The 22956-nt window shown below is 64.1% G+C and carries 17 protein-coding genes and 3 tRNA genes; 1 reads left to right on the forward strand and 19 read right to left on the reverse strand.

The window, feature by feature from the left end:
* Positions 1 to 61 precede the first annotated feature (61 nt).
* From G4L39_RS04545 to G4L39_RS04625, 17 genes are all read right to left on the reverse strand, one after another.
* Complete coding sequence (locus tag G4L39_RS04545) at positions 62 to 1714, reverse strand: aminotransferase class V-fold PLP-dependent enzyme (protein ID WP_165106257.1); 1653 nt, start codon at positions 1712 to 1714, stop codon at positions 62 to 64.
* A gap of 9 nt (positions 1715 to 1723) precedes the next feature.
* On the reverse strand, positions 1724 to 2371 hold the full coding sequence (locus G4L39_RS04550; RefSeq protein WP_165106258.1) for a glycerol-3-phosphate acyltransferase: 648 nt from the start codon (positions 2369 to 2371) through the stop codon (positions 1724 to 1726).
* 313 nt (positions 2372 to 2684) lie between these two features.
* The gene (gene fusA / locus G4L39_RS04555) at positions 2685 to 4886 is read right to left on the reverse strand and encodes an elongation factor G (RefSeq protein WP_240893802.1); all 2202 of its coding nucleotides are present in this window, start codon (positions 4884 to 4886) and stop codon (positions 2685 to 2687) included.
* Between the two features lie 66 nt (positions 4887 to 4952).
* Complete coding sequence (gene rpsG / locus G4L39_RS04560) at positions 4953 to 5426, reverse strand: 30S ribosomal protein S7 (RefSeq protein ID WP_165106260.1); 474 nt, start codon at positions 5424 to 5426, stop codon at positions 4953 to 4955.
* A 38-nt stretch (positions 5427 to 5464) separates the two neighbouring features.
* Entirely contained in the window at positions 5465 to 5857 is a 393-nt protein-coding gene (rpsL, locus tag G4L39_RS04565; protein WP_165106262.1) for a 30S ribosomal protein S12, read from the reverse strand.
* Positions 5858 to 5947: 90 nt separating this feature from the next.
* Positions 5948 to 10168, reverse strand: coding sequence for a DNA-directed RNA polymerase subunit beta' (gene rpoC, locus G4L39_RS04570; RefSeq protein WP_425485734.1), 4221 nt, complete (start codon positions 10166 to 10168; stop codon positions 5948 to 5950).
* A gap of 61 nt (positions 10169 to 10229) precedes the next feature.
* Positions 10230 to 14123 carry a DNA-directed RNA polymerase subunit beta gene (gene rpoB, locus G4L39_RS04575; protein ID WP_165106264.1) on the reverse strand — a complete coding sequence of 1298 codons (3894 nt, stop codon included), beginning with the start codon at positions 14121 to 14123 and terminating at the stop codon, positions 10230 to 10232.
* Positions 14124 to 14349: 226 nt separating this feature from the next.
* A complete protein-coding gene (gene rplL, locus G4L39_RS04580; protein ID WP_165106265.1) occupies positions 14350 to 14745 on the reverse strand; it encodes a 50S ribosomal protein L7/L12 in 396 nt (131 codons plus the stop codon).
* A 144-nt stretch (positions 14746 to 14889) separates the two neighbouring features.
* Positions 14890 to 15420 carry a 50S ribosomal protein L10 gene (rplJ, locus tag G4L39_RS04585; RefSeq protein WP_165106266.1) on the reverse strand — a complete coding sequence of 177 codons (531 nt, stop codon included), beginning with the start codon at positions 15418 to 15420 and terminating at the stop codon, positions 14890 to 14892.
* Between the two features lie 44 nt (positions 15421 to 15464).
* Positions 15465 to 16172, reverse strand: a complete 708-nt coding sequence (gene rplA / locus G4L39_RS04590; protein ID WP_165106267.1) for a 50S ribosomal protein L1 — start codon at positions 16170 to 16172, stop codon at positions 15465 to 15467.
* A gap of 59 nt (positions 16173 to 16231) precedes the next feature.
* A complete protein-coding gene (gene rplK, locus G4L39_RS04595; RefSeq protein ID WP_165106268.1) occupies positions 16232 to 16657 on the reverse strand; it encodes a 50S ribosomal protein L11 in 426 nt (141 codons plus the stop codon).
* 69 nt (positions 16658 to 16726) lie between these two features.
* On the reverse strand, positions 16727 to 17281 hold the full coding sequence (nusG, locus tag G4L39_RS04600; protein ID WP_165106269.1) for a transcription termination/antitermination protein NusG: 555 nt from the start codon (positions 17279 to 17281) through the stop codon (positions 16727 to 16729).
* A gap of 6 nt (positions 17282 to 17287) precedes the next feature.
* Complete coding sequence (gene secE / locus G4L39_RS04605; protein ID WP_343203297.1) at positions 17288 to 17548, reverse strand: preprotein translocase subunit SecE; 261 nt, start codon at positions 17546 to 17548, stop codon at positions 17288 to 17290.
* Positions 17549 to 17559: 11 nt separating this feature from the next.
* Positions 17560 to 17650 (reverse strand) — tRNA-Ser (locus G4L39_RS04610).
* An 11-nt stretch (positions 17651 to 17661) separates the two neighbouring features.
* Positions 17662 to 17737 (reverse strand) — tRNA-Trp (locus G4L39_RS04615).
* Between the two features lie 70 nt (positions 17738 to 17807).
* Positions 17808 to 19013, reverse strand: a complete 1206-nt coding sequence (gene tuf / locus G4L39_RS04620) for an elongation factor Tu (protein ID WP_165106270.1) — start codon at positions 19011 to 19013, stop codon at positions 17808 to 17810.
* Positions 19014 to 19061: 48 nt separating this feature from the next.
* Positions 19062 to 19137 (reverse strand) — tRNA-Thr (locus G4L39_RS04625).
* 942 nt (positions 19138 to 20079) lie between these two features.
* Between G4L39_RS04625 and G4L39_RS04630 the strand changes: the two genes are divergently transcribed.
* The gene (locus G4L39_RS04630; protein WP_165106272.1) at positions 20080 to 20907 is read left to right on the forward strand and encodes a ThiF family adenylyltransferase; all 828 of its coding nucleotides are present in this window, start codon (positions 20080 to 20082) and stop codon (positions 20905 to 20907) included.
* Here the strand turns inward: G4L39_RS04630 and G4L39_RS04635 are convergent.
* Positions 20823 to 21698, reverse strand: coding sequence for a TatD family hydrolase (locus G4L39_RS04635; protein WP_165106273.1), 876 nt, complete (start codon positions 21696 to 21698; stop codon positions 20823 to 20825). The genes G4L39_RS04630 and G4L39_RS04635 overlap by 85 nt on opposite strands.
* A 25-nt stretch (positions 21699 to 21723) precedes the next feature.
* A complete protein-coding gene (locus tag G4L39_RS04640) occupies positions 21724 to 22869 on the reverse strand; it encodes an Sb-PDE family phosphodiesterase (RefSeq protein ID WP_165106275.1) in 1146 nt (381 codons plus the stop codon).
* Positions 22870 to 22956 lie beyond the last annotated feature (87 nt).

The following is a 22956-nucleotide window of genomic DNA, read 5'->3' on the forward strand; positions in this document are numbered from 1 at the left end:
GGCCGGGCACGGCAATCCCCGGGAACCATCCAGCAGGGCAAAACCCCGGGACCACCCGGTCCTACTCCGCCACCGGCACGGCACGGCGGGCGCCCGTCCCCTGAAAGACCACCCGCTTCAGGACATTCACCACCGAAACCACCTTTTCCCGGGCGCACTCGCCCATGAGGGCGATCTGAATCCAGTTCCGGCGCCGTAGATACTCGCTGTTGTAGCTGAGCAGGAAACCGTTTTCCTCCATCCGCCGGCCCAGTTCCACGGACGAAATCTCCGGAGGTAAAACCAGCGTGACCACGGCCGGGGTAGACACGGCCGGCGGCGCAAGGATCTGGAAACCGGCCTCCTGCAGGCGCTGACGCAACTCGGCCCCCAGCTCGGCCACCTGGGCAAAACGGCGTTCCCAATCGACATGCCGGATGGCCACCCGCAAGGCGTGCAGCAGATTCGAGCAGAAGGTGAAAGGCACACCGTCCTGGGCGGCGTAGTAGCCCAGGTCCAGATACCGCGGCAACCGGTCGGGTGCAGGCCGCAATGGATGATGATGGAATACCATGCTCAGGCCCGGATAACTCCGCAGGCCCTTGCCACTGGCGCCCGTGGCCAGATACACACCCCGCAGGTCCACCGGAACCGTGCCCAGGGAACTGATGCAGTCCACGCAGAGTTTCAGGCCAAACTCGGCGCACAGCGCTTTGAGGGCGTCCAGGTCGTTCAACACGCCGGTCGAGGTCTCGCAATGGACCGCCCAGACCCATCGCAGGCCGGGAAGGTTCTCCATCCGACGCCGCACCTCACCCAGATCCAGCGGTGCCCCCCACGGGACTTCGTACACTTCAAAATCCAGGCCCCATCGCCGGGCATGATCCACCAGGCGCGAGCCGAACTCGCCGTTGTTGAGCACCAGGCCGCGTCCGCCCTCCAGGGCCAGTTGTCCTCCCACCGTGTCGTTGGCGAGGGTGCCGGACCCCACGAGGATCTGGCAGTCGGCCGCCCCGGTCAGCTCGCACAGGGACCGCCGCGTGGCGTGGAAGTCGGCCATGAAGACCGGGCTGCGATGCGATTCGGGCGACTGTTCAAAGGCCCGCCGTACCTCGCGCCGCACCGCCACCGGCCCGGGCAGGAAATTGACCGCGGAAGGATGGAACGACCGCGCCGGCGCGTTCCGCAGGAATTCGCGGGCCCGGACCTCGAAGGTCTCCAGGGTAATGTACATGGGCTGGAACTGTGCCTCGCCCGAGCCCACCACGGGTCCGAACGGCACGAATCCCAGGTGCTGATACAGCTTCAGTTGGCGCGTGGTGCCGGAAATGATGGCCAGGTCGTAGCCCTTCTCGATCCCGTGCTGCCACAACAACGCCAGCAAGCCGGCCAGGATCTGACCGCCCCGGGTGCCGCGGTACTTTTTCTCGATCGCCAGCAACCGCACCTCGCAGATCCGCCGCCCGGGCGGCAGGTAGCTGTCGAGGTTGGGCAGTTTCTGATCCAGGGAAAACGGCCGGTTCCCGCGCACGGCCAGCATGCCGGCCAGCTCGCGACCGCACAGGCAGATCAGGTAGGTGTTTTCGTTGTGGAACTTGTCCACCAGCCGCTGGGAGGGGGATCGTTCGTGCTGGGGGATCTCCTCCACAAAGGTCTTGTAGTTGAGCCGGTGAATGGCCTCAAACTCCCAGTCTTCACCGGCAAACTTGAAGACCAAAGGCTGACGTTCCTGCATGGTAGTACCTCACGCCTTGTCGGAATTGACTGCCGGACGTGCGCCCCATCCCAGCGCAGTCCATTCCTCCACCAGGTTTCGCCTGTGCGCAAACAGGACCAGAACCGTAACCGCCGTCACAACGGCGAAACGGAACCGATCCGCCTCCAGAAACCACGCAACCGCCGGCAACAGCGCGTAAGCGATCATGCCGGGCAGGATGGTACGCCGCAACCCGGCCCAGGGCGGCAAAAACAACAAACCCAGGGCCAGCAACAGTTGCGGATCGTACACCAGCAGACCGCCCAGGGACGTCGCCACGCCCTTGCCGCCGCGGAAGGCCAGTTGCACCGGCCACAGGTGCCCGGCCAACACGGCCAGCAACGCCACTCCTTCCATGCGTGGGTCTCCGGTGAAAATGCGCGCACCCCACACCGCCAGGACACCCTTCAACACATCCCACAGCAGGGTGGCTGCGAACCCCCGGGCTCCGAGCACGGTGCTGACGTTGCGGGCGCCCACGCTGCCACTGCCGATCCGGCGCATGTCCTGCCCGGTGGTCCATCGGACCAGGTAATAGCCGCCGGCCAGGCAGCCCAGGGCATATGCCCCCACAGCCACCAGCAGCGCCCGGCCCCAATCTCCCGGGCTTTCCAGCCACGATACCAGCCCGATCATAAACACACCCCTGCTGCAAGTCGTGCCGAACGATGGCAGCCGGATCGTTTGTGACCCCACTGTAACGGGCGGCCCCGGGCGGTGTGAATCATAAAATCGCGCACCAGACCGGTCCTTTGGCACTGCCGGCGGGCCGTGCGCAACACCCCGGGAACGACGTCGCCCCGGGCCTCAGGCCGGTCCTGTCCGGCAGTGGACGTCGACCCTCCGGCACCAGTGCACCGTGTGGTCGTTCCGGGGACGCGGGAACAACGAGGACCCTGCCTGCATGCCGCACGGCACCTGCCCGGAGGTGTCTGACCGACCCGGCACCTCAGGTGCGGGCTGCCGGGCGATCCTTGGTCATGTCGAGGATCTTCTCCAGAATCTGCGACGGCACGGGCTCGAACCGGAGCGGTTCCATGGAGTAGGACGCCCGGCCCTTGGAGAGGGACCGTATGGCCGTGGCGTATCCGAACATCTCGGCCAGGGGCACCTCGGCCGAAATGACCATGGCAGTGTCCTTGGCCTCGATCCCGGTGATGCGGCCGCGCCGCCGGTTCAGGTCACCCATGATGTCGCCCTGGTACTCGTCCGGGGTGGTGACCTCGACCTTCATGATCGGCTCCAGAATGATCACGTTGGCCTTCTTGCAGGCGTCTTTCAGGGCGAAGATACCGGCCATCTTGAAGGCCAGCTCGCTGGAGTCGACCTCGTGATACGAACCGTCGACGATGGCGATTTTGAGGTCCACCAACGGGTAGCCGGCCAGAACGCCGCCCTGAATCCCCTCGTTGAGACCGGCAATGACCGCGGGGATGTACTCCTTGGGAATGACACCGCCCACGATCTTGTTCTCGATCTCGATGCCCTTGCCGCGCTCGTTCGGGGCGATCTCGATGATGACGTGGCCGTACTGGCCACGGCCGCCGGTCTGACGGATGAACTTGCCCTCGCCGGTGGCCGTCCGGGTGATGGTTTCCCGATAGGCGATTTGCGGAGCGCCGGCCACCGCCTCCACCTTGAACTCGCGGAACAGGCGGTCGCGGATGATCTCCAAATGCAGCTCGCCCATGCCGGCAATGATCAACTGACCGGTCTCCTCATTGGTGAACACGCGGAAGGTGGGATCCTCCTCGGCCAGTCGCTGCAAGCCTTCCATGAGCCGGTCCCGGTCGCCCTGCGTCTTGGGCTCCACCGCCATGCTGATGACCGGTTCGGGGAAGGTGGGCGGCTCCAGAATGATGTCGAACTTCTCGTCGCACAGGGTGTCGCCCGTGGTGATGTTGCGCAGCCCGACCAGGGCGGCGATGTCGCCGGCGAACACCTTCTCCACATCGATCCGTTTGTCCGCCTGCACCATCATCACGCGGCTGACGCGTTCGCGTTTGCCGGTGCGCGGGTTGTAGATCACGTCGCCCTTCTTGAGCTGCCCGCTGTAGACGCGGAAGAAGACCAGCTTGCCCACGTAGGGGTCGCTCCACAGCTTGAAGGCCAGCGCACAAAACGGACCGAAATCCGTCGTGGGCACCTCGACCTTCTCGTCGGTGCCGGGTTTCCAACCCACGGCGGGCGGGATGTCCAGGGGCGAGGGCAGATAATCCACCACCGCATCGATCAAGGGCTGAACGCCGCGCTTGCGGAAGGCCGACCCGGCCAGCACCGGCACAAACTCCAGGGCGCAGGTCAGTCGTCGGATGGCCTTCTTCAGCAGGGCCGGCGGCACCGGCTTGTCCTCGATCACCAGCTCCGCCACCTCGTCGTCCTTGTTGGCCACCGCCTCAATCAGTTCCCGGAGCGCCTGACGCGCCCGTTCCTGTTCCCCGGCCGGGATGTCGGTGATCTCGAATTTCATCCCGAACTCGTCCTCGGGATCGTAAATGAGGGCGCGCTGGTTGATCACGTCGATCACACCGCGCAGATTGTCCTCCTTGCCCAGGGGCAGGACCACGGGCCAGGCGTATGCCCCCAGTCGGCGCCGCATTTCGTCCACGGCCTTTTCAAAGTTGGCGCCCACCCGGTCCATCTTGTTCACAAAGGCGATTCGGGGGACCCGATACTTGGTGGCCTGGCGCCAGACGGTTTCCGACTGGGGCTGGACCCCGGCCACGCCGCAGAACACGGCAATGGCCCCGTCCAGAACCCGCATGGACCGTTCCACCTCCGCCGTGAAATCCACGTGACCGGGCGTGTCAATGATGTTGATCCGGTGCCCCACACCGGTAAACAGCTTCACCAGGCCGTCCTCCTTCTGGGTCCAGTAGCAGGTGGTGGCGGCGGAGGTGATGGTGATGCCGCGCTCGCGCTCCTGTTCCATCCAGTCCGTCACCGTGTTGCCGTCATCCACATCGCCCATGCGATGGGTGACGCCGGTGTAAAAGAGGATTCGCTCGGTGGTGGTGGTTTTGCCCGCGTCAATGTGCGCGGCAATGCCAATGTTGCGCGTCCGCTCCAGCGGATACGGACGGTCCGGCGCATTCAATCGGGTGTCGGATACGACGGTCTTATTATTGGCCACAGTGGATTGCATGGACATAGGTCGGGAATAAAAACGCCCCGAACGGCCGGGTTGGAGGCGACGGGGCGTGGATCAGAACGGTGGTTACCAGCGGAAATGCGCGAAAGCCTTGTTGGCCTGGGCCATCTTGTGGACCTCATCCCGTTTCCGGATGGCGCTGCCCTGGCCCTGGTAGGCGTCCAGGATTTCCGCGGCCAGGGCATCCTTCATCGGGATGCCCTTCCGGTCGTCGGCGAAGCCAACGATCCAGCGCAGGGCCAGCGAGAGCTGCCGGTCCGGCGGCACCTCCATGGGGACCTGGTAGGTGGCACCGCCCACGCGGCGGGCCTTGGTTTCGATCCGCGGTTTGGCATTTTCCACCGCGCGTTGGAGCACGTCCAACGGGTTGGCGCCACCGCTTTTTTCCGCCACCTTGTCGAGGGCGGCGTACACGATGCGCATGGCCAGGCTTTTCTTGCCCCGGCGCATGACGGTGTTGACCAGCCGCATCACCAGGGGGCTGTTATACCGTGAATCCGGTGGAATGGGTCGTTTGATTGCTCGACGACGTCGGGCCATGGAATGTTTCTCCGTTCAGGTTGACGAGCCGCGCGGGATCAGGCGGCCGGTTTGGCCGTGGCCTTGGGCCGTTTCACGCCGTACTTGGAGCGGCTGACCCGGCGTTTTTCCACGCCGGCGCAGTCCAGGACACCGCGCACGATATGGTAGCGGACACCGGGCAGGTCCTTCACACGACCCCCGCGCACGAGCACGATGGAGTGTTCCTGCAGGTTGTGCCCTTCGTCCGGGATGTAGGCGATCACCTCGTAACCGTTGGTGAGCCGGACCTTGGCCACCTTGCGCATGGCCGAGTTCGGCTTCTTGGGGGTACGGGTCATGACCTGAATGCAGACGCCGCGGCGGAAGGGCGCCCCCTGCAGGGCCGGCGCCTTGCTCTTGGCCTTCAGCCGCTTGCGGCCTTTGCGAACCAGTTGATTGATCGTCGGCATGGTTACCTTCTACCGTGTTCGGGCCGGGACCTTCTGCCCGCAGCCCGAAGGAACGTGCATTTTGCTCAAAGCCCCGAATTTTGACAACTCCTAACTCCCGCTCTCGTTCTCCCGGGAATCGGACGCGGTCTGTTCCTCCGCCGGGTTGTTGCCACCGTCGCCACCGCCCAGCAGCACCTGCTCCAGCGCATTGGGCTGGGAGGGCTCGGGTTCGGGCGCGGATTCCTCCTCGGTGGGCATCACCGCCGGCCGGACGCGGACCTTGCGGTACTTCGCAAAGCCGGTCCCGGCAGGGATGATGTGTCCCATGATGACGTTCTCCTTGAAACCGCGCAGGTAATCCACCTTGGAACGCGTGGCCGCGTCGGTGAGCACCCGGGTGGTGTCCTGGAAGGAAGCCGCGCTGAGCCAGCTGTCCGTCTCCAGCGAGGCCTTGGTGATGCCGAGCAGGACCGGTTGGGCCTCGGCCGGTTTGCCGCCCATTTTTTCGACCCGGGCGTTTTCCTCATCGAACTCGATGCGGTCCACCTGCTCGCCCCAGAGGAACTGGGTGTCGCCGGGCTCGGTGATCCGCACCTTGCGCAGCATCTGACGGACGATGATCTCGATGTGTTTGTCGTTGATGGTGACGCCCTGGAGTCGGTAGACCTCCTGCACCTCGTTGACCAGGTGTTCCTGCAGTTCCTGGGCGCCGCAGACTTCCAGGATCTCGTGCGGGTCGAGCGGGCCCTCGGTGAGCTGCTGACCCTTCTTCACCATGTCGCCCTTGAAGACGATGATGTGCTTGCCGATGGGGATGAGATGCTCCTCGGTCAGGCCGGTCTTGGGATCCCGGATGATGATGCAACGTTTGCCGCGGACGGTGGGGCCGAAGTCCACCACGCCGTCAATCCTGGAGATTTCGGCGGCGTCCTTGGGTCGGCGCGCTTCGAACAGCTCGGCCACCCGCGGCAAACCACCGGTGATGTCCTTGGTCTTGGCCTGCTTGCGCGGGGTCTTGGCCAGGAGCGACCCGGCCACGATCTCGTCGCCCTCCTCCACCACGATGTGGGCATCGGCCGGGATGCCATAGCTGGCCACCACCTCGCCGGCGTCGTCCAGCACCAGGATCTGCGGGTGCAGCTCCTCCTTGTGCTCAATGACCACCATGGCCTGTTGACCGGTGGTTTCGTCCACCTCGTAGCGCATGGTGACACCCTCGATGATGTCGTGGAACTTCACGCGTCCGGGCTTTTCGGAGAGGATGGGCACGTTGTGCGGGTCCCACTGGGCCAGAGTGTCGCCCTTGCGGACGCGTGCGCCGGGTTGGACCATGACGACCGCGCCAATGACGATGTTGTGCGTTTCCAGCTCCCGCCCGGTCTCGTCCACGACCGTGAGGTACCCGTTCTTGTTCAGGACGATGTTGTTGCCGTCCTGGAGGGTGACGTACCGGACGTCATGGTAATGCACGATGCCGTCGGACTTGGCCTTGATGATGGGTTGCTTGAAGGTGCCCGCGGCCACGCCACCGATGTGGAAGGTCCGCATGGTCAGCTGGGTGCCGGGCTCGCCGATGGACTGGGCGGCGATGATCCCCACGGCTTCGCCGGGGCTCACCATGCGGCCCGTGGCCGGGTTCCGGCCGTAGCAGAGCTGGCAAAGACCGCGCTTGGTTTCGCAGGTGAGCGGTGAACGGATCTTGACCCGTTCGATGCCCATCTGCTCGATGACTTTGGCCCGTTCCTCGTCGATCTCCTCGTTGGCCCGGACCAGGAATTCCTTCGGGTTGGACGGGTTCGGGATGTCCTCGCAGGCCACCCGGCCCACGATGCGTTCCGACAACCGGACCACCTCGTCCTCGCCCTCGTAGATGGCCTGCACCCAGATGCCGTTGGTGGTGCCGCAGTCGGTCTCCCGGATGAGGACATCCTGGGCCACGTCCACCAGCTTGCGGGTGAGGTAGCCGGAGTCGGCGGTCTTGAGCGCGGTGTCGGCCAGACCCTTGCGGGCGCCGTGGGTGGAGATGAAGTACTCCAGCACGGTCAGGCCCTCGCGGAAGTTGGACAGAATCGGTTTCTCGATGATGTCGCCGCTGGGCTTGGCCATCAGCCCGCGCAGGCCGGCCAGCTGACGGACCTGTTGTCGGTTGCCGCGAGCGCCCGAGTCCATCATCAGCCAGATGGGGTTGTACTCGCGTTTGCCCTGGTTGGCCTCCAGGGTCTTCATGAGCGCCGCGGTGATTTCGTCGGTGGCGTGCGTCCAGATGTCCACGATCTTGTTGTAACGCTCGCCGGAGGTGATGATGCCGCGGCGGTGCTGTTTCTCCACCTCGCGGATCTGGCGGAGGGATTCCTCGATGATCTTCTGTTTCTCCTTCGGCACGATCATGTCGTCAATGCCGATGGAGACCCCCGCCCGCGTGGCCTCGCGGAAGCCGAGTTCCTTGAGCTTGTCCAGGGCGATGATGGTTTTTTCGTGTCCGCAGACCTTGTAACAGTTCCAGATGATGTCCCCGAGTTCGTTCTTGCCGGCGACCTTGTTGAAGAAACCGAGTTCCTCGGGCCAGACCTCGCTGAAGATGACCCGGCCCACGGTGGTTTCGATGATTTTCTTGTCGGGCACGCCGTAGACGGTCTGACGGCCGTAATCCGGATTGGCCAGCCGGATGCGGTCGTGGGTGCGCAGGTCGCCCTCGTCGTAGGCAAAGAGGACCTCGTGTTTGCTGCCGAACAGGGGCAGGCGCTGGTCCGGTTTGCGCGGTGTGCGCGGTTCGGCCGTCAGGTAGAAGCAACCCAGGGTGATGTCCTGGGTGGGGGTGATGATGGGCTTGCCGCTGGAGGGGCTGAAGATGTTCAGCGGCGCCATCATCAGCAGCCGGGCTTCCAACTGGGCCTCAATGGAGAGCGGCACGTGCACCGCCATCTGGTCACCGTCGAAGTCGGCGTTGTACGCGGTGCAGACCAGAGGGTGGATGCGGATGGCCTCGCCCTCGATGAGGACCGGCTCGAAGGCCTGGATGGAAAGCCGGTGGAGCGTGGGGGCGCGGTTGAGCAGGACCGGATGCCCCTTGGTCACCTCTTCCAGGATGTCCCACACCTCCTTGGTCTGGCGTTCGATGAGTTTCTTGGCCGAACGGACGGTATGGACGTAGCCGAGCTCCTTGAGCCGCCGGATGATGAACGGCTCGAACAGGACCAGGGCCATCTTTTTGGGCAGGCCGCATTGATGCAGCTTGAGTTCCGGCCCGATGACGATCACGGAACGACCGGAATAGTCCACGCGTTTGCCGAGCAGGTTCTGGCGGAACCGGCCGCTCTTGCCCTTGAGCATGTCGGACAGGGACTTGAGCGGGCGGTTGCCCGCACCGGTGACGGGCCGGCCGTGGCGACCGTTGTCGAACAGGGCATCCACGGCCTCCTGCAACATGCGTTTCTCGTTCCGTATGATGACCTCCGGTGTCTTGAGCTGGAGGAGGTTCTTGAGCCGGTTGTTCCGGTTGATGACGCGGCGGTAGAGATCGTTGAGGTCGGACGTGGCAAAGCGGCCACCCTCCAGCGGCACCAGGGGCCGGAGGTCGGGCGGGATGACCGGCAGCACGGTGAGCACCATCCACTCGGGCTTGACGTTGGCCTGCACGAACGCCTGCAGCAGTTTGATCCGCTTGGCCAGTTTTTTCCGGGTCTGTTTGCTGCGGGTTTCGTTCATTTCCTGCTGCAGCTTTTCGATGAGCTTGGGCAGGTCCACCCGTGCCAGCGCATCCCGGATGGCTTCGCCGCCCATTTTGGCGACGAAGGCATCGGCCCCGTAGGTTTCGCGGGCCTCGCGCAGTTCCTGTTCGGTCAGCAACTGGTTGGGCTGCAGCGGGGTCTGGCCGGGGTCCACCACCAGGTAGTCCTCGTAGTAGATGACCCGTTCCAGGTCGCGGGCGGTCATGTCGAGGACCAACCCGATCCGGGAGGGCATGCATTTGAAGAACCAGATGTGGACCACCGGCACGGCCAGTTCAATGTGCCCCATGCGTTCGCGGCGCACACGGGCCAGGGTGACCTCCACGCCGCACCGGTCGCAAACCACGCCCCGGTGTTTGATGCGCTTGTATTTGCCACAGGAGCACTCCCAGTCCTTGACGGGACCGAAAATGCGTTCGCAGAACAGACCGCCCTTCTCCGGCTTGAAGGTCCGGTAGTTGATGGTCTCCGGGTTCTTCACCTCGCCCTTGGACCAGGAACGGATGGTTTCGGGCGAGGCGATGGAGATGGAGACGTACTCGACCTGGTTGACCCTGTCCAGGCCGAGGAGTTCACGGGCGCTTTCTTTACTGGTGCTGATCATAGGTTGCCAATTCCGCTCGCAAAGCTGTCGATGGCGTTGGGAGTCACCGGTGCGTCGCTCACAACGTGCTGAGGAGACGCGCCGGTTCCGGCGGAGCCTCGGCCGGCCGGGCCATGCCGACCCGCACATCCAGGCCGAGGGCCTGCATTTCCTTCACCAGAACGTTGAAGGACTCGGGGATGCCGGCCTCCAACACGTTGTCGCCCTTGACGATGCTTTCGTACACGCGGGTACGACCCTGGACATCGTCGGACTTGACGGTCAGCAACTCCTGCAGGGAGTAGGCTGCACCGTAGGCTTCCATGGCCCACACCTCCATCTCGCCGAAGCGCTGGCCACCGTACTGGGCCTTGCCGCCCAGGGGTTGCTGGGTGACGAGGGAGTACGGTCCCACGGCACGGGCATGGATCTTGTCGGCCACGAGGTGGCCCAGTTTCATCATGTAGATGTAACCGACCACGACCTCCTGATCAAACGGCTCGCCGGTCCGGCCGTCGTACAGGATGGCCTTGCCGGCCTCGTTGACCAGCACGGGCTGGCCTTCCGCCTTCTGTTTTTCGCCGGCCTGGCGCAGGTACTCGCGGATCTCCTTTTCCTTGATGCCGTCGAAGACCGGCGTGGCGAATCGCAGACCCAGCACGTGCGCCGCCCAACCCAGGTGGGTCTCCAGCAACTGACCCACGTTCATCCGGGAGGGCACGCCCAGAGGGTTCAGGACGATGTCCACCGGCGTGCCGTCCGCCAAAAAGGGCATGTCCTCCTCCGGCACGATCTTGGCCACCACACCCTTGTTCCCGTGCCGGCCGGCCATCTTGTCGCCCACCGACAGCTTCCGCTTGGAGGCGATGTAAACCTTGACCGACTTGATGATGCCGGTGTCGCGGCCCTCGCCCGACTCCAGCCGCTCCATCTCCTCGTCAAACTGCATCTGCAGATCATCGAACTTCTTTTTGTAGGCGCCGATGATCTCGTTGATCTTGTTGCGGATCGGGGAGGGATCGATCTCGATGCGGTCGTACACCTCCGCCAGTTTCCGCAGGAGCGTCTTGGTGATCTTGCGGTTGGCGGGGATGATGATCTCGCCGGTCTCGCTGTTGACCACATCCAACGGGATCTTTTCGCCCAGCAGGATGTTGCTCAACGCCTCGGTGAGCTGTTCCTTCAGCTCGGCCTGTTTCTGCTTGTACTCCTCCTCGATCTGTTTGGCCTGTTTCTGACTGTCCTCGACCTGCGCCTCCTTTTCGGAGTCCTTCTTGGAGGAGACCTTCACGTCCATGACAATGCCGTAGGTGCCGGACGGCACCCGCAGGGAGGTGTCTTTCACGTCGGCGGCCTTCTCACCGAAGATGGCGCGCAGGAGTCGCTCCTCGGGGGCCAGCTCGGTCTCCGACTTGGGTGTGATTTTGCCGACCAGGATGTCGCCGGGCCGGACTTCGGCACCGATGCGGATGACCCCATCGGGGCCCAGGTTCTTCAGGGCGTCCTCACCCACGTTCGGGATGTCCCGCGTGATTTCCTCCGGACCCAGTTTGGTGTCCCGGGCGCTGACCTCGAATTCCTCGATGTGGATGGAGGTGAAGATGTCCTCCTTGACGATGCGCGAGCTGATGAGGATGGCGTCCTCGAAGTTGTAACCGTTCCAGGGCATGAACGCCACCAGCACGTTCCGTCCCAGAGCCAGCTCGCCGTTGCTGGTGCAGGGACCATCGGCCAGGACCTGGCCCTTCTTCACCGGCTCACCCACCCGGACCAGGATCTTCTGATTGATGCAGGTGGCCGCGTTGGAACGCATGAACTTGCGGATGGGATAGATCCAGATGCCCTTCTCCGGATCATGCCGGAGTTTGCGACGGCTCTCGGGGAGTTTGCCGTCGCGGGTGACGATGATCTGGGTGCCGGTGATGGCGGCCACGCGACCGGATTCCTCGGCCACGACCACGGCCCGGGAATCGCGTGCCACCCGTTCCTCCATCCCGGTGGCCACGTAGGGCGCCTCGGTCACGATCAATGGGACCGCCTGACGCTGCATGTTCGATCCCATGAGCGCCCGGTTGGCGTCGTCGTGTTCCAGGAACGGAATCAGGCTGGCGGCCACCGACACCAACTGTTTGGGCGACACGTCCATGTAGTCGACCTGTTCGGGCTCGACCTCCACGAAGTCGCCCCGGGCACGGCAGAGGACGCGGTCGACCAGGAACCGGCCCTTTTCGTCCACGGGCGTGTTGGCCTGGGCGATCAGGTACTGTTCCTCCTGGTCGGCCGTGAGGTACTCGATCTTGTCGGTGACCCGGCCCTTTTCGACCTTCCGGTAGGGCGTTTCCAGGAAACCGAACTCATTGACCCGGGCGTAGGTGGCCAGCGAGGCGATCAACCCGATGTTCGGACCTTCCGGCGTTTCGATGGGACAGATCCGACCGTAGTGCGAGGGGTGCACGTCGCGCACCTCGAATCCGGCGCGGTCGCGGGACAGGCCGCCCGGGCCCAGGGCGGACAGGCGCCGTTTGTGCGTCAGTTCGGCCAGAGGGTTGATCTGGTCCATGAACTGGCTCAGCTGGCTCCGGCCGAAGAAGTCCCGGATCACCGCCGAAAGGGCCTTGGGGTTGATGAGCTTCTGCGGCGTCATGGGTTCGACCGTCTGGTCGAAGAGCGTCATGCGCTCCTTGACCAGCCGCTCGGTGCGCGCCAGGCCCACCCGGCACTGGTTGGCCAGAAGTTCACCCACGGTACGAACCCGTCGGCTGCCCAGGTGGTCGATATCGTCCAAGGTACCCTCACCCTGACGCAAACGGAGCAGGTACTTGGTGGCCGCCACCAAGTCCTCCTTGGTCAGGATGCGGACATCCCCCGTTTTCAGACCGAGTTTTTGGTTGATCTTGTACCGGCCGACGCGGCCCAGGTCGTACCGTTTGGGGTCGAAGAACAATCGTTTGATGAGGGCCCGTGCGTTGGCCGGAGTGGGCGGGTCACCCGGACGCAGCCGGCGATAAATGTCGCGCAGTGCCTCCTCTTCGTTGCGGGCCGGGTCCTTGCGGATGCATTTGATGATGACACCCTCGTCCACCGAGATGTCCACCACCCGGATGCGCTGCAGGCCGGCGTCGGCGATCTGCTTGAGGACGGCCTTGGAGAGCGACTCGAAGGCCCGGACCACGACGTAATTGTTCTCCGGGTTGATGACATCGTGGACCAGCACCAGGTTGGCCAGGTCATCCCGTTTCTCCGCCTCTTTGAGGGTGAGTTCCTCGATGTTGTAGAAGAGGCGCAGGATCTCCTCATCGGTCCCGCGGGGTTTTTCGGTCCCGTCGCGGCCCTTGACAGGTTCACCGTCCAGAAAGCTGATGGCGCGGAAGAAGGTGGTGATGAGGAACTTGCGGCGCCGTTTCTTGCGGTCGAGATAGACGTACAGCAGGTCGTTGGTATCAAACTGGGCCTCGTACCACGATCCCCGGTCGGGGATGATACGATACGAATGCAGGGTCTTGCCGTTGGCGTGCTGGGTGGCTTCGAAGACCAGGCCGGGCGAGCGATGCAGTTGGCTGACGACGACGCGTTCGGCCCCGTTGATGACGAACGAACCCTGGGGGGTCATGAGCGGGATCTCGCCCATGAACACCCGTTCTTCCTTGACGCTCTTGTTCTCCTCGCGCAGCCGGAACGTGACGTACAGTGGGGCGCCGTAGGTGAGGCCCTCGCGCAGTGCCTCCAGCCAGTCCATCTTCGGCTCCCCGATTTCGTACGAGACGAAATCCAAGACGAACTTCCCGTCGTAGCTTTCGATGGGGAAGATCTCCTTGAAGACCGCCTGGAGCCCCGTCAACTTGCGTTTGTTGGGGGGCACGTCCTTCTGCAGAAATTCCTCGTAGGAGGTGATCTGCAGTTCGATCAGGTTCGGCGGCGCAATGATTTCCTTGATGCGGCCGAAGTTGATTCGTTCAGTTGCTCGAGCTGGCATGTTGTTTCTTTGCCTCATCCGGGGGAACCCAAGGTCCACCCGGGGTCCACACCCACTTCACCCTCAACGGCAGGTACGCGGGGGTGCGTGCTCCCGCGACCGGCCCACTTGACCCGGGCTCGGGTCCCAGTTCCACCCCACCCGGGTGCTTCCCGGCCTGACCGGGACCCAGGGAAACACGGTGGGGCGGCGGCCCGGCCGGGCCGCCGCCGTCCCTGTAAAAGTGTTACTTGAGCTCGACCTTGGCACCGGCCTCCTCGAGCTTCTTCTTGGCCGCCTCGGCCTCTTCCTTGGACACCCCTTCCAGAACCGGTTTCGGGGCGCCCTCGACCAGGGCCTTGGCGTCGGCCAGACCCAGTCCGGCCTTGATTTCGCGCACGGCCTTGATGACCGGGATCTTCTTGTCCGCCGGCAGCGAGACCAGCACCACATCAAAGGTGGTCTTGGCCTCGGCCGCCGGTGCAGCCGCCGCACCCGCGGCGCCTGCCGCGGCCGGCGCGGCCACGGCCACCGGGGCCGCCGCGCTCACACCCCATTTCTCCTCCAGTTTCTTGACCAGCTCCGCGGCCTCCAGGACCGTGAGCTTGCTCAGTTCCTCCACCAGGTTTGCGATGTCTGCCATGGTACCTCTCTTCTCGTCGCCACCCGTGGCCACAGGTGATTTCAGTTCACGGCCTGTGAACCGACGAGGGATGTTGGTTTGTGTTTGGGTTCACGTTGCCCGGACGGGCCACCCGCCCGGGAAATCCTTTCGCATTTCCGTCTCTTACGAGCCGGCGCTCTGACCGCCTTCCTTGTCGATCCGGGCCTGGATCACGCGGGCCAACCGGGCTGCGGGCGTCTGGATCAGGCGCACCAGCCGGGCGGCCGGTTCCTGCAACAGGCCCAGCAACTGGGCCCGCAACGTGTCCAGGGGCGGCAGCTCCGCCAGTTGCTGCAACTGGGCCGCGTCCAACCGCTGGTTGCCCAGCAGGCCCAGATGGAACTTCGGTTTGTCGAACTCGGCGGCAAAGGTTTTGAGGACCTTGGCGGCGGCGCACACGTCGTGCCGACCCGTGACGGCAGCCAGTTGCCCCACCAACGCGTCACCCAGATCGCCGAGTCCCGCCTCCCGGGCGGCGATCCGAAAGATGGTGTTTTTGATGACGTGCAGCTCGGCCTGCGCCGCCCGCAGGCGCCGTCGCAGCTCGGTCATCGCCGCGACGTTCAGGCCGGTGTAGTTGACCAGGATGACATAGGGCGAGCTCTGCAGCCGCTGCAGATACTCCTGGGTGAGCGATTGTTTTTCCGGGCGCATAGGATGGCCAAAGGTTCAGGTTGAGCTTCGCAAGGTTTCGACGATCAGGCGGTGATCCCCAGGTCCCGCAGGTCCAGTCGGATGGAGGGACTCATGGTCGTGCTGATGGCGCAACTGTGGATGTACCGGCCGCGCAACGAGGCCGGACGCGCCTTGGCGACCGCGTCAATGGCGGCCCGGGCGTTTTCCTCGATTTGCTGGGCGGAGAAGCTCGCCTTGCCGATGGGCAGGTGCAGGTTGCCCGTCTTGTCCAGCTTGAATTCCACGCGACCCGCTTTGAATTCGCGCACTGCCCGGGCGGTGTCATCCGTGACCGTGCCGGTTTTCGGGTTCGGCATCAACCCGCGCGGACCCAGGATTTTGCCCAGTTTGCGCACTTCGGTCATGGCCTCCGGCGTGGCGATGGCCACGTCGAAATCGATCCAGCCCTCCTGGCATTTCTTGATGTACTCTTCAAACCCGACGTAGTCGGCCCCGGCAGCCCGGGCTGCGTCGGCAGCGTCGCCCGGCTTGGCGAAGACCAAAACCCGCACCTTTTTGCCGGTGCCGTGGGGCAGGGCCACGGTGCCCCGGACCATTTGATCCGACTGTTTCGGATCCACCCCCAGGCGAAAGGCCAGGTCCACCGTTTCGTCGAACCGGGCCCGGGGGAATCGTTTCAGGATTTCCACCGCTTCCCTGAGCGGGTAGGTTTGTTTCCCGTTAACCAGCTCCAGTGCCTTGAGGTATCGCTTGCTGTGTTTTTTTGCCATGGTTCGTGGTTGCGGTGCCAGCGGGTCTATCAGGAAAGACCCTCCCGCAGGTTTGGTTTTCAGTCGACCACTTCAATTCCCATGCTGCGTGCCGTGCCGGCAATCATCCGGTAGGCCGCCTCCTCGGAATTGGCGTTCAAATCCTTGCCCTTGAGCTTGACGATTTCCATGATTTGCTGTCGGGTGACCTTGCCCACTTTTTCCTTGTTGGGTGCCTTGGACCCCACGGCGATCCCCGCGGCCTTTTTGAGCAGGGCTGAGGCCGGAGGGGATTTGGTGATGAAGGTGAACGACTTGTCCTGGTAGACCGTGATGACGACGGGGATGATCATCCCGGCCTGGTCCTTGGTGGCGGCGTTGAACTCCTTGCAGAAGGCCATGATGTTCACGCCGTGCTGGCCCAGCGCCGGCCCCACCGGCGGGGCCGGGTTGGCCTGACCGGCCGGAATCTGCAACTTGATGACGGCTGTAACTTTCTTTGCCATGTGTCGATCGCGCTTGTGACGCCGGGCCGGTCCCGGGGCAAACCTCCCGGGGACGGCAGCCGGCTCGTTTCAGGCCTTCTCCACCTGCCAGTACTCCAGCTCCACCGGGGTGTTGCGGCCGAAAATGTTCACCACGACCTTGAGTTTGCCGCGTTCCGGTTCGATCTCCTGAATCACCCCACTGAAGTTCAGGAACGGGCCGTTGTTGATTTTGACCGTCTCGCCCACTTCAAAGTTCACCTTGGGCCGCTCGGTCTCCTCGGAAGCCGAAATCTGGGCCTTGATCTGTTCCACGTCCTCGTCCGGGGTGGCCTCCGGTCGGTCGCCGCTTTCGCTGGCAAAACCCAGCACCCCGGGCGTCTCCTTGATGAAATAGTAGGGCCGCGGCAGCAGCTGGTCCTGGTCATCAAACAGGATCATCCGCACAAACACGTAGCCGGGCCAGAGTTTGCGCATCGAAACGATCTTCTTCTGATTGCGCACCTCGACCACCCGTTCCTCGGGGACCATGACCTCGAGGATGTAATCGGTCAGTTCCTCGGTCTTGGCGCGCTTTTCGATGCTTTCTTTGACCTTCTTCTCCTGACCGGCCAGCGTGTGCAGAATGTACCACCGGGGTCGCATGCGGGTTCAGCCCATGATGTGACGCGCGAACATGGCAAACACAAGGTCCACCAGCGCGGTGAACAGGCCCAGCAGGAGGGTCGCCACCATCACCACGGCGGTGGAACCTTTGAGTTCCTCCCAGGTGGGCCAGGTGCACTTGCGCAGCTCTTCGCGCGTCTCCTTCAAATAATTGGCGAACCGGGCCACGTACCCGAGGTACCAAAGCACCCCGAAGACGATCCCGAGAATCGCCAGCCAGATCAGCGTTGGAATCAGCTCACTCACAGCCTAATTCCTGGCGGAGAGGGAGGGATTCGAACCCCCGTCGGGCTTTCGGCCCGAAGCGGTTTTCAAGACCGCCGCATTCAACCACTCTGCCACCTCTCCGGTAGCCGCGTTGGCAGGGCGGGAGGGACTCGAACCCCCAACCAACGGTTTTGGAGACCGCTGCTCTACCAGTTGAGCTACCGCCCTCCCCGCGGGTCTGCGGCCGTCCCCGGAACGACGGCCACGGGCCGATCGTCCGTCAACCGCCGCGCCGACCTCATTCGATGATCTCGGTCACGCGACCCGCCCCGATGGTGCGGCCACCCTCGCGAATCGCGAACCGTTGGCCGCGTTCCATCGCGATGGGCGCAATGACCTTGACCTCCAAATTCACATTATCTCCGGGCATCACCATTTCAACCTTCTCGCCCGTCAACGACCGGATGTCCCGAACGTCCCCGGTGACGTCGGTCGTCCGGAAGTAGAACTGCGGACGGTAATTGACAAAGAAGGGCGTGTGCCGACCGCCTTCCTCCTTCGACAGGACGTACACTTCGGCCCGGAAATGGGTGTGCGGGGTGATGGAGCCGGGTTTGGCCAGCACCATGCCGCGCTCCACCTCATCTTTCTTGATGCCGCGGAGCAGCACGCCGACGTTGTCGCCGGCCACCGCCTTGTCGAGGATCTTGCGGAACATCTCAATGTCGGTGGCGACCGTCTTGCGGGTCTCGCGCAGTCCGACGATCTCCACCTCCTGCATCCGCTCCAGGACACCGCGTTCCACACGGCCGGTCACGACGGTGCCGCGACCTTCAATGTTGAACACGTCCTCGATGCTCATCAGGAACGGCTTGTCAATCTCGCGGGTCGGCAGCGGGATGTACTCGTCCACCGCGTTGAGCAGTTCCTGAATGGCCTTTTCCCCTTCCGGATCGCCTGCCAGGGCCTTCTTGGCGCTGCCCCGGATGATGGGCGCGTTGTCCCCGTCAAAGCCGTATTTCTTCAGCAGATCCCGAAGCTCCATCTCCACCAGATCCAACAGCTCGGGATCGTCCACAAGGTCCACCTTGTTCAGGAACACCACGATGGCCGGCACACCCACCTGACGGGCCAAGAGGATGTGCTCGCGCGTCTGGGGCATCGGGCCTTCGGCCGCGTCCACCACCAGGATTGCGCCGTCCATCTGGGCCGCACCGGTGATCATGTTCTTGATGTAGTCGGCGTGTCCGGGGCAGTCCACGTGTGCGTAGTGCCGCTTGTCGCTCTCGTACTCCACGTGGGACACGGCGATCGTGACCGTCTTGGTTTCGTCACGGACCGTGCCACCCTTGGTGATTTCGGCGTAACTGATCGGCTTGGCCAGACCCTTCCGGGCCTGCACGGCCACAATGGCTGCCGTCAGTGTGGACTTCCCGTGGTCGATGTGACCGATCGTGCCGACGTTTACGTGCGGCTTCGTACGCTGAAATTGCTCTTTACCCATTGCGCTTTTCCGTTGGTTTGCCTGGTTTTCGTTGTTCTCGACGAAAGCTGGAGCCCATGACCAGGATCGAACTGGTGACCTCGTCCTTACCAAGGACGCGCTCTACCGACTGAGCTACATGGGCTTCCGACCCATCCAATCTCGTCGATGCAGGTCGGGCTGCAAAAACGACAACAACCCGCCGCCCCCGCCCGTTTTCTGCACGACGCCAAGGGGGCTGGCACGGTGTTCCTTTCTTTGCGGCCCTATGACCAAGGCCGTAAAGTAGGGAACCGCCCACGGATTGTCAACCGACAATTTTAATGGTCCGCGGGCCGGTGCCGGCCGTGGACTTGATCTCATACCACCCCACGGCTTTCAACGCAAGCACCGCACCCAACCGGGGCACCCCGCTCGCAGTGCAAACCCGTCCTCAAACCACGGCAAAAGGTCCGTCGGATCCACTTCCAGCGGTCGCATCCAGGGACCCAACATCATGGGTCGGCCCGACGGCCATTCAGCCGGGCCGGGATCGAAAACCCATCAACCGGCCGGGCTCAGATTCACCGCGTGGGGAGGTGAACCGCGAGCACAAACCCCGGTCCTGACGTCAACCGCCTTTCTCGGGCCCAGGGCTGGCAGAGCGGAAGCCCTTCCTGCACCCGCCGGGATCCATCGTTGCCGAGGGCTCCGACGTGCGGGACGTCGTGGGAACGCGAGGTTTTGCAGGTTTCCCCGGCTGTCGCCCCGCCCGGAGAATGCCGCCAACAGAAAAACGCAGGGACCGAAAGGCGACCCGCGCAGCGGCAACCGGCCCGAACCGGCCGCCCGGTGCATACGCCCGGGGGCATGCGGCCGGGATGGGAGAAGCCTCACAAGTCGCAGACGGGCATGGCCTGCGCTTCATGGTTGCGACGGAATTGACGGCCATCGGTCGGACGATGCCTTTTTTGAGGTGGTCGCGCAGATGGTGGGCGGCGCCCCGCCAAAACGGGTCGTGCGCCACCCCGAACCGTGGTGAGTTGGTGAGATGCCCAAAAACTGAAACACCCCCGGCGGCGGCAGGTGACCGGCTTTGGGATTGATCGTGCTTCGGGCTGCGGGGTATTGGACCCGGGCTGTGACAGGCGATTACGAGGCACGTTTTGGCGGGGTTCGACGGTTGCTGGGCGCCGAGGTCCAGGACCGTTTGCGGCGCGCCCATGTCTGTGTGATCGGGGTGGGCGGTGTGGGATCGTGGGTGGTGGAGGCGCTGGCGCGGACGGGTGTGGGCGGACTGACGCTCGTGGATTTCGACGAGGTTTGCATCACGAATGTGAACCGGCAGTTGCCGGCCCTGACGGGGCAGTTCGGTCGGCCGAAGGTCGAACTGTTGGCCGAGCGGGTGCGGCTGATCCAGCCCGAGATCCGGGTACGGCCCTGGCAGAAGCAGTACACGCCGGGCACGTCGGCAGAGATCCTCGGCGAATGCTACGACGTGGTGGTGGACGCGATCGACCGGCCCGCGCTGAAGGCGCATTTGATTGCGGCGTGCAGGGAACGCGGGTTGCGGGTGGTGTGTTCGGGCGGGGCCGGCGGCCGGACTGATCCGACGAGGATTCGGGTGGCGGATCTGGCGGAGGTGACACATGACCGTTTGTTGCAGGCCACGCGCAAGTGGTTGCGTTCGCGGCACGGGTTCCCGCGCGAACCGGGTCGCAGGATGGGCGTGCCGTGTGTGTATTCGCCCCAGCCGCCGGTGTATCCGGCGCCGGACGGGTCGGTTTGCGCCCGCCCCGTACCCGGGACGAATCTGCGGTTGGATTGCCGCAGCGGGTATGGCACCGCCTGTTATGTGACGGGGGCGTTTGGGTTTGCCGTCGCCTCGGTCGTGGTGCGTTGGATTGGCGGGGAGAGCTTTCCGGGCCAGACGTGACCGAACAGTCGGTGGAAGTTCTCTTCCACCCGGGCCGCAAGGGTTTCGAGCGACCAACCGCGCAGCTCTGCGGCAAAGGCATAGACGGCCGGCAGGTTGGCGGGGTGATTGATGGGCCGGCCGGACTGCTGGTCCTGCAAGGGATGCAACAGCCGTTCCGGAGGGGGCAGCTGGTCCGGCGCGTCGGTCTCGATCAGGAGGCGGTCGGGCGGGACGAGCCGAAAGGCCTCTTGTTGGCGGGTTTTCCCGGGGCGGGCAAAGTAGCCGGGCAGGGAGAAGTAGGCGCCGAGTTGGGCCAGGGGCCGGACCATTTCGGGTGGACCGCCGTAGCTGTGAAGCAAAAACCCGCAGGCAGGACGCGGATGCGTGCGGAGCAGTTCGTAGAGACGTCCCCAGGCGCGCAGGCAGTGGATGCTGGCCGGGAGGTTGGCCTCGGCGGCCAGTTGCAGTTGGGCCAGGAAGACCTCCTCCTGTCCCTCGTAGGGCAGGTCGGGTTTCCAGCGGTCCAGTCCGATTTCGCCCACGGCCGACGGGATTTCCCGGAGCCGGGTGCGGAGTTGGTCGAGCCAGGCCGGACTTCGCTCGCCCACATACCAGGGGTGATAACCAAAGCTGGGGATCACCTCGGGATGAAGGCGGGCCAGCTCCAGCACGTGCGGCCAATCTTCTTCACACGAGCCGTTGACGACCATGGCGGTGATGCCCCGGGCGCGACAGAGCTGGAGGAGTTCGGCCTGCCGTCCGCCAAAGCGCTCGTCCTGCAGATGATTATGTGCGTCGTAGAAACGCATGGGTCCGGGGTGCGCCAGCAGGGTTTTATTGGGGTGACAGCACCGCTCGAAAGGGCAAGGTGACGGTCATGGGGGTAGCGGGCCGGACGAGGAGGTTTGTGACCTGCCCGGTGAGTTGGACTTCGCGAGTGGTTTGGAGGTCATTTTTCCGGCTGCGGACCTGGATCAGGGCCACGCGCCCGGCGGGCAGCCGGATCTCGGAGGGAAAGGCCAGGTCCGAATCGCCCGGGTCGGGTTGGATCACGTAGGTGATATCGGAGTCGTTTTGGATCTGGAGGTAGGCGCTGCCGGTGCCGCGGATGCGGACCTCCGGCGTGAGAAGCCGGATGGACCTCTCAAAGATGGGGCGCAGGAACTCTTCGCGACCGATGAGCCGGCCGGCGGCCAACACCGCGGTGCGACGTGCGAAAAGGGCCTCGCGGATGGCCTCCGGGGTCCGTTCCCGGGCGAAGACCAGCGTCACAGGTCTCCGATCGCCGGCGTGGAGGTCATAGTCGAGGCCGATGGGGTTGTGGATATCTGAGTTGCTCAGCATGGTGAGGTTTTTTTCCAGGCACCAGGCATGGGCTTCCGGATAGTACTCGCGTTCGTTGACCACCTCGATGCCGTGGAGCCGGTCCCCGGCCAGCAATTCGTCGTGTTCTGCATACCAACGCGCGCGGCCGTCGGGTTGCTGGGCCCGCCAGCCGGGATGGTTCCAAAAGATGAAGGCTCCCTGGCGACGGGCCTCGGCCACGGCGTCGCGCCAGTCCGGTACGTCCAGTTTGGAAGCGTCCCGGAGAAAGATGGCGTTGAGATGGCCGGGCGGCATGGAACGGGTGATTTCGGACCCCGGGATGATGATCAGGCGGAGGGCATCTCCGTGGGCGCGTGCAATCTGATACGAACGATTGTGTGCGGTGGGCAGGTCGTTCTTGTGCGGTTGATGTTCGATGTGATCGGTGATGGCAATGGCATCGAGGCCCTCACGCCAGGCCTCCTCGGCCCGGATGTCCGGCCAGACCTTCCCGTCGGAGAACACGGTGTGGGTGTGAAAGTCGCATTTGAGCGTGAGGTACTGGGGCAGGTCCGGGATCCGGATTGGCGTGCGGGCGCGGTCGTGTGCACCGAGTTGGGTTCCGCCGACCCAGGCCAGCACGGCGGGGATCAGGAGATGCAGGTAACGTCGCATGGTTCCGTCAGCAGGTTGGCCCTGGTTGGAATTCGGGTCAACCCCCACCCATGGGGCGCCCATGCGCCGGGGGCCGGTCTCCCGCGG

The organism is Limisphaera ngatamarikiensis (genome assembly GCF_011044775.1).
In the GTDB taxonomy this organism is placed as follows: Bacteria; Verrucomicrobiota; Verrucomicrobiia; order Limisphaerales; family Limisphaeraceae; genus Limisphaera; species Limisphaera ngatamarikiensis.

What these genes read in the sequence shown, in the direction of transcription:
- rpsG (WP_165106260.1), bottom strand. Translation starts at nt 5,426, where the DNA reads ATGGCCCGACGTCGTCGAGCAATCAAACGACCCATTCCACCGGATTCA.
- rpoB (WP_165106264.1), bottom strand. Translation starts at nt 14,123, where the DNA reads ATGCCAGCTCGAGCAACTGAACGAATCAACTTCGGCCGCATCAAGGAA.
- rplK (WP_165106268.1), bottom strand. Translation starts at nt 16,657, where the DNA reads ATGGCAAAGAAAGTTACAGCCGTCATCAAGTTGCAGATTCCGGCCGGT.
- rpsL (WP_165106262.1), bottom strand. Translation starts at nt 5,857, where the DNA reads ATGCCGACGATCAATCAACTGGTTCGCAAAGGCCGCAAGCGGCTGAAG.
- rplL (WP_165106265.1), bottom strand. Translation starts at nt 14,745, where the DNA reads ATGGCAGACATCGCAAACCTGGTGGAGGAACTGAGCAAGCTCACGGTC.
- rplJ (WP_165106266.1), bottom strand. Translation starts at nt 15,420, where the DNA reads ATGCGCCCGGAAAAACAATCGCTCACCCAGGAGTATCTGCAGCGGCTG.
- G4L39_RS04545 (WP_165106257.1), bottom strand. Translation starts at nt 1,714, where the DNA reads ATGCAGGAACGTCAGCCTTTGGTCTTCAAGTTTGCCGGTGAAGACTGG.
- tuf (WP_165106270.1), bottom strand. Translation starts at nt 19,013, where the DNA reads ATGGGTAAAGAGCAATTTCAGCGTACGAAGCCGCACGTAAACGTCGGC.
- nusG (WP_165106269.1), bottom strand. Translation starts at nt 17,281, where the DNA reads ATGCGACCCCGGTGGTACATTCTGCACACGCTGGCCGGTCAGGAGAAG.
- fusA (WP_240893802.1), bottom strand. Translation starts at nt 4,886, where the DNA reads ATGTCCATGCAATCCACTGTGGCCAATAATAAGACCGTCGTATCCGAC.
- rplA (WP_165106267.1), bottom strand. Translation starts at nt 16,172, where the DNA reads ATGGCAAAAAAACACAGCAAGCGATACCTCAAGGCACTGGAGCTGGTT.
- G4L39_RS04635 (WP_165106273.1), bottom strand. Translation starts at nt 21,698, where the DNA reads ATGCGTTTCTACGACGCACATAATCATCTGCAGGACGAGCGCTTTGGC.
- G4L39_RS04640 (WP_165106275.1), bottom strand. Translation starts at nt 22,869, where the DNA reads ATGCGACGTTACCTGCATCTCCTGATCCCCGCCGTGCTGGCCTGGGTC.
- G4L39_RS04550 (WP_165106258.1), bottom strand. Translation starts at nt 2,371, where the DNA reads ATGATCGGGCTGGTATCGTGGCTGGAAAGCCCGGGAGATTGGGGCCGG.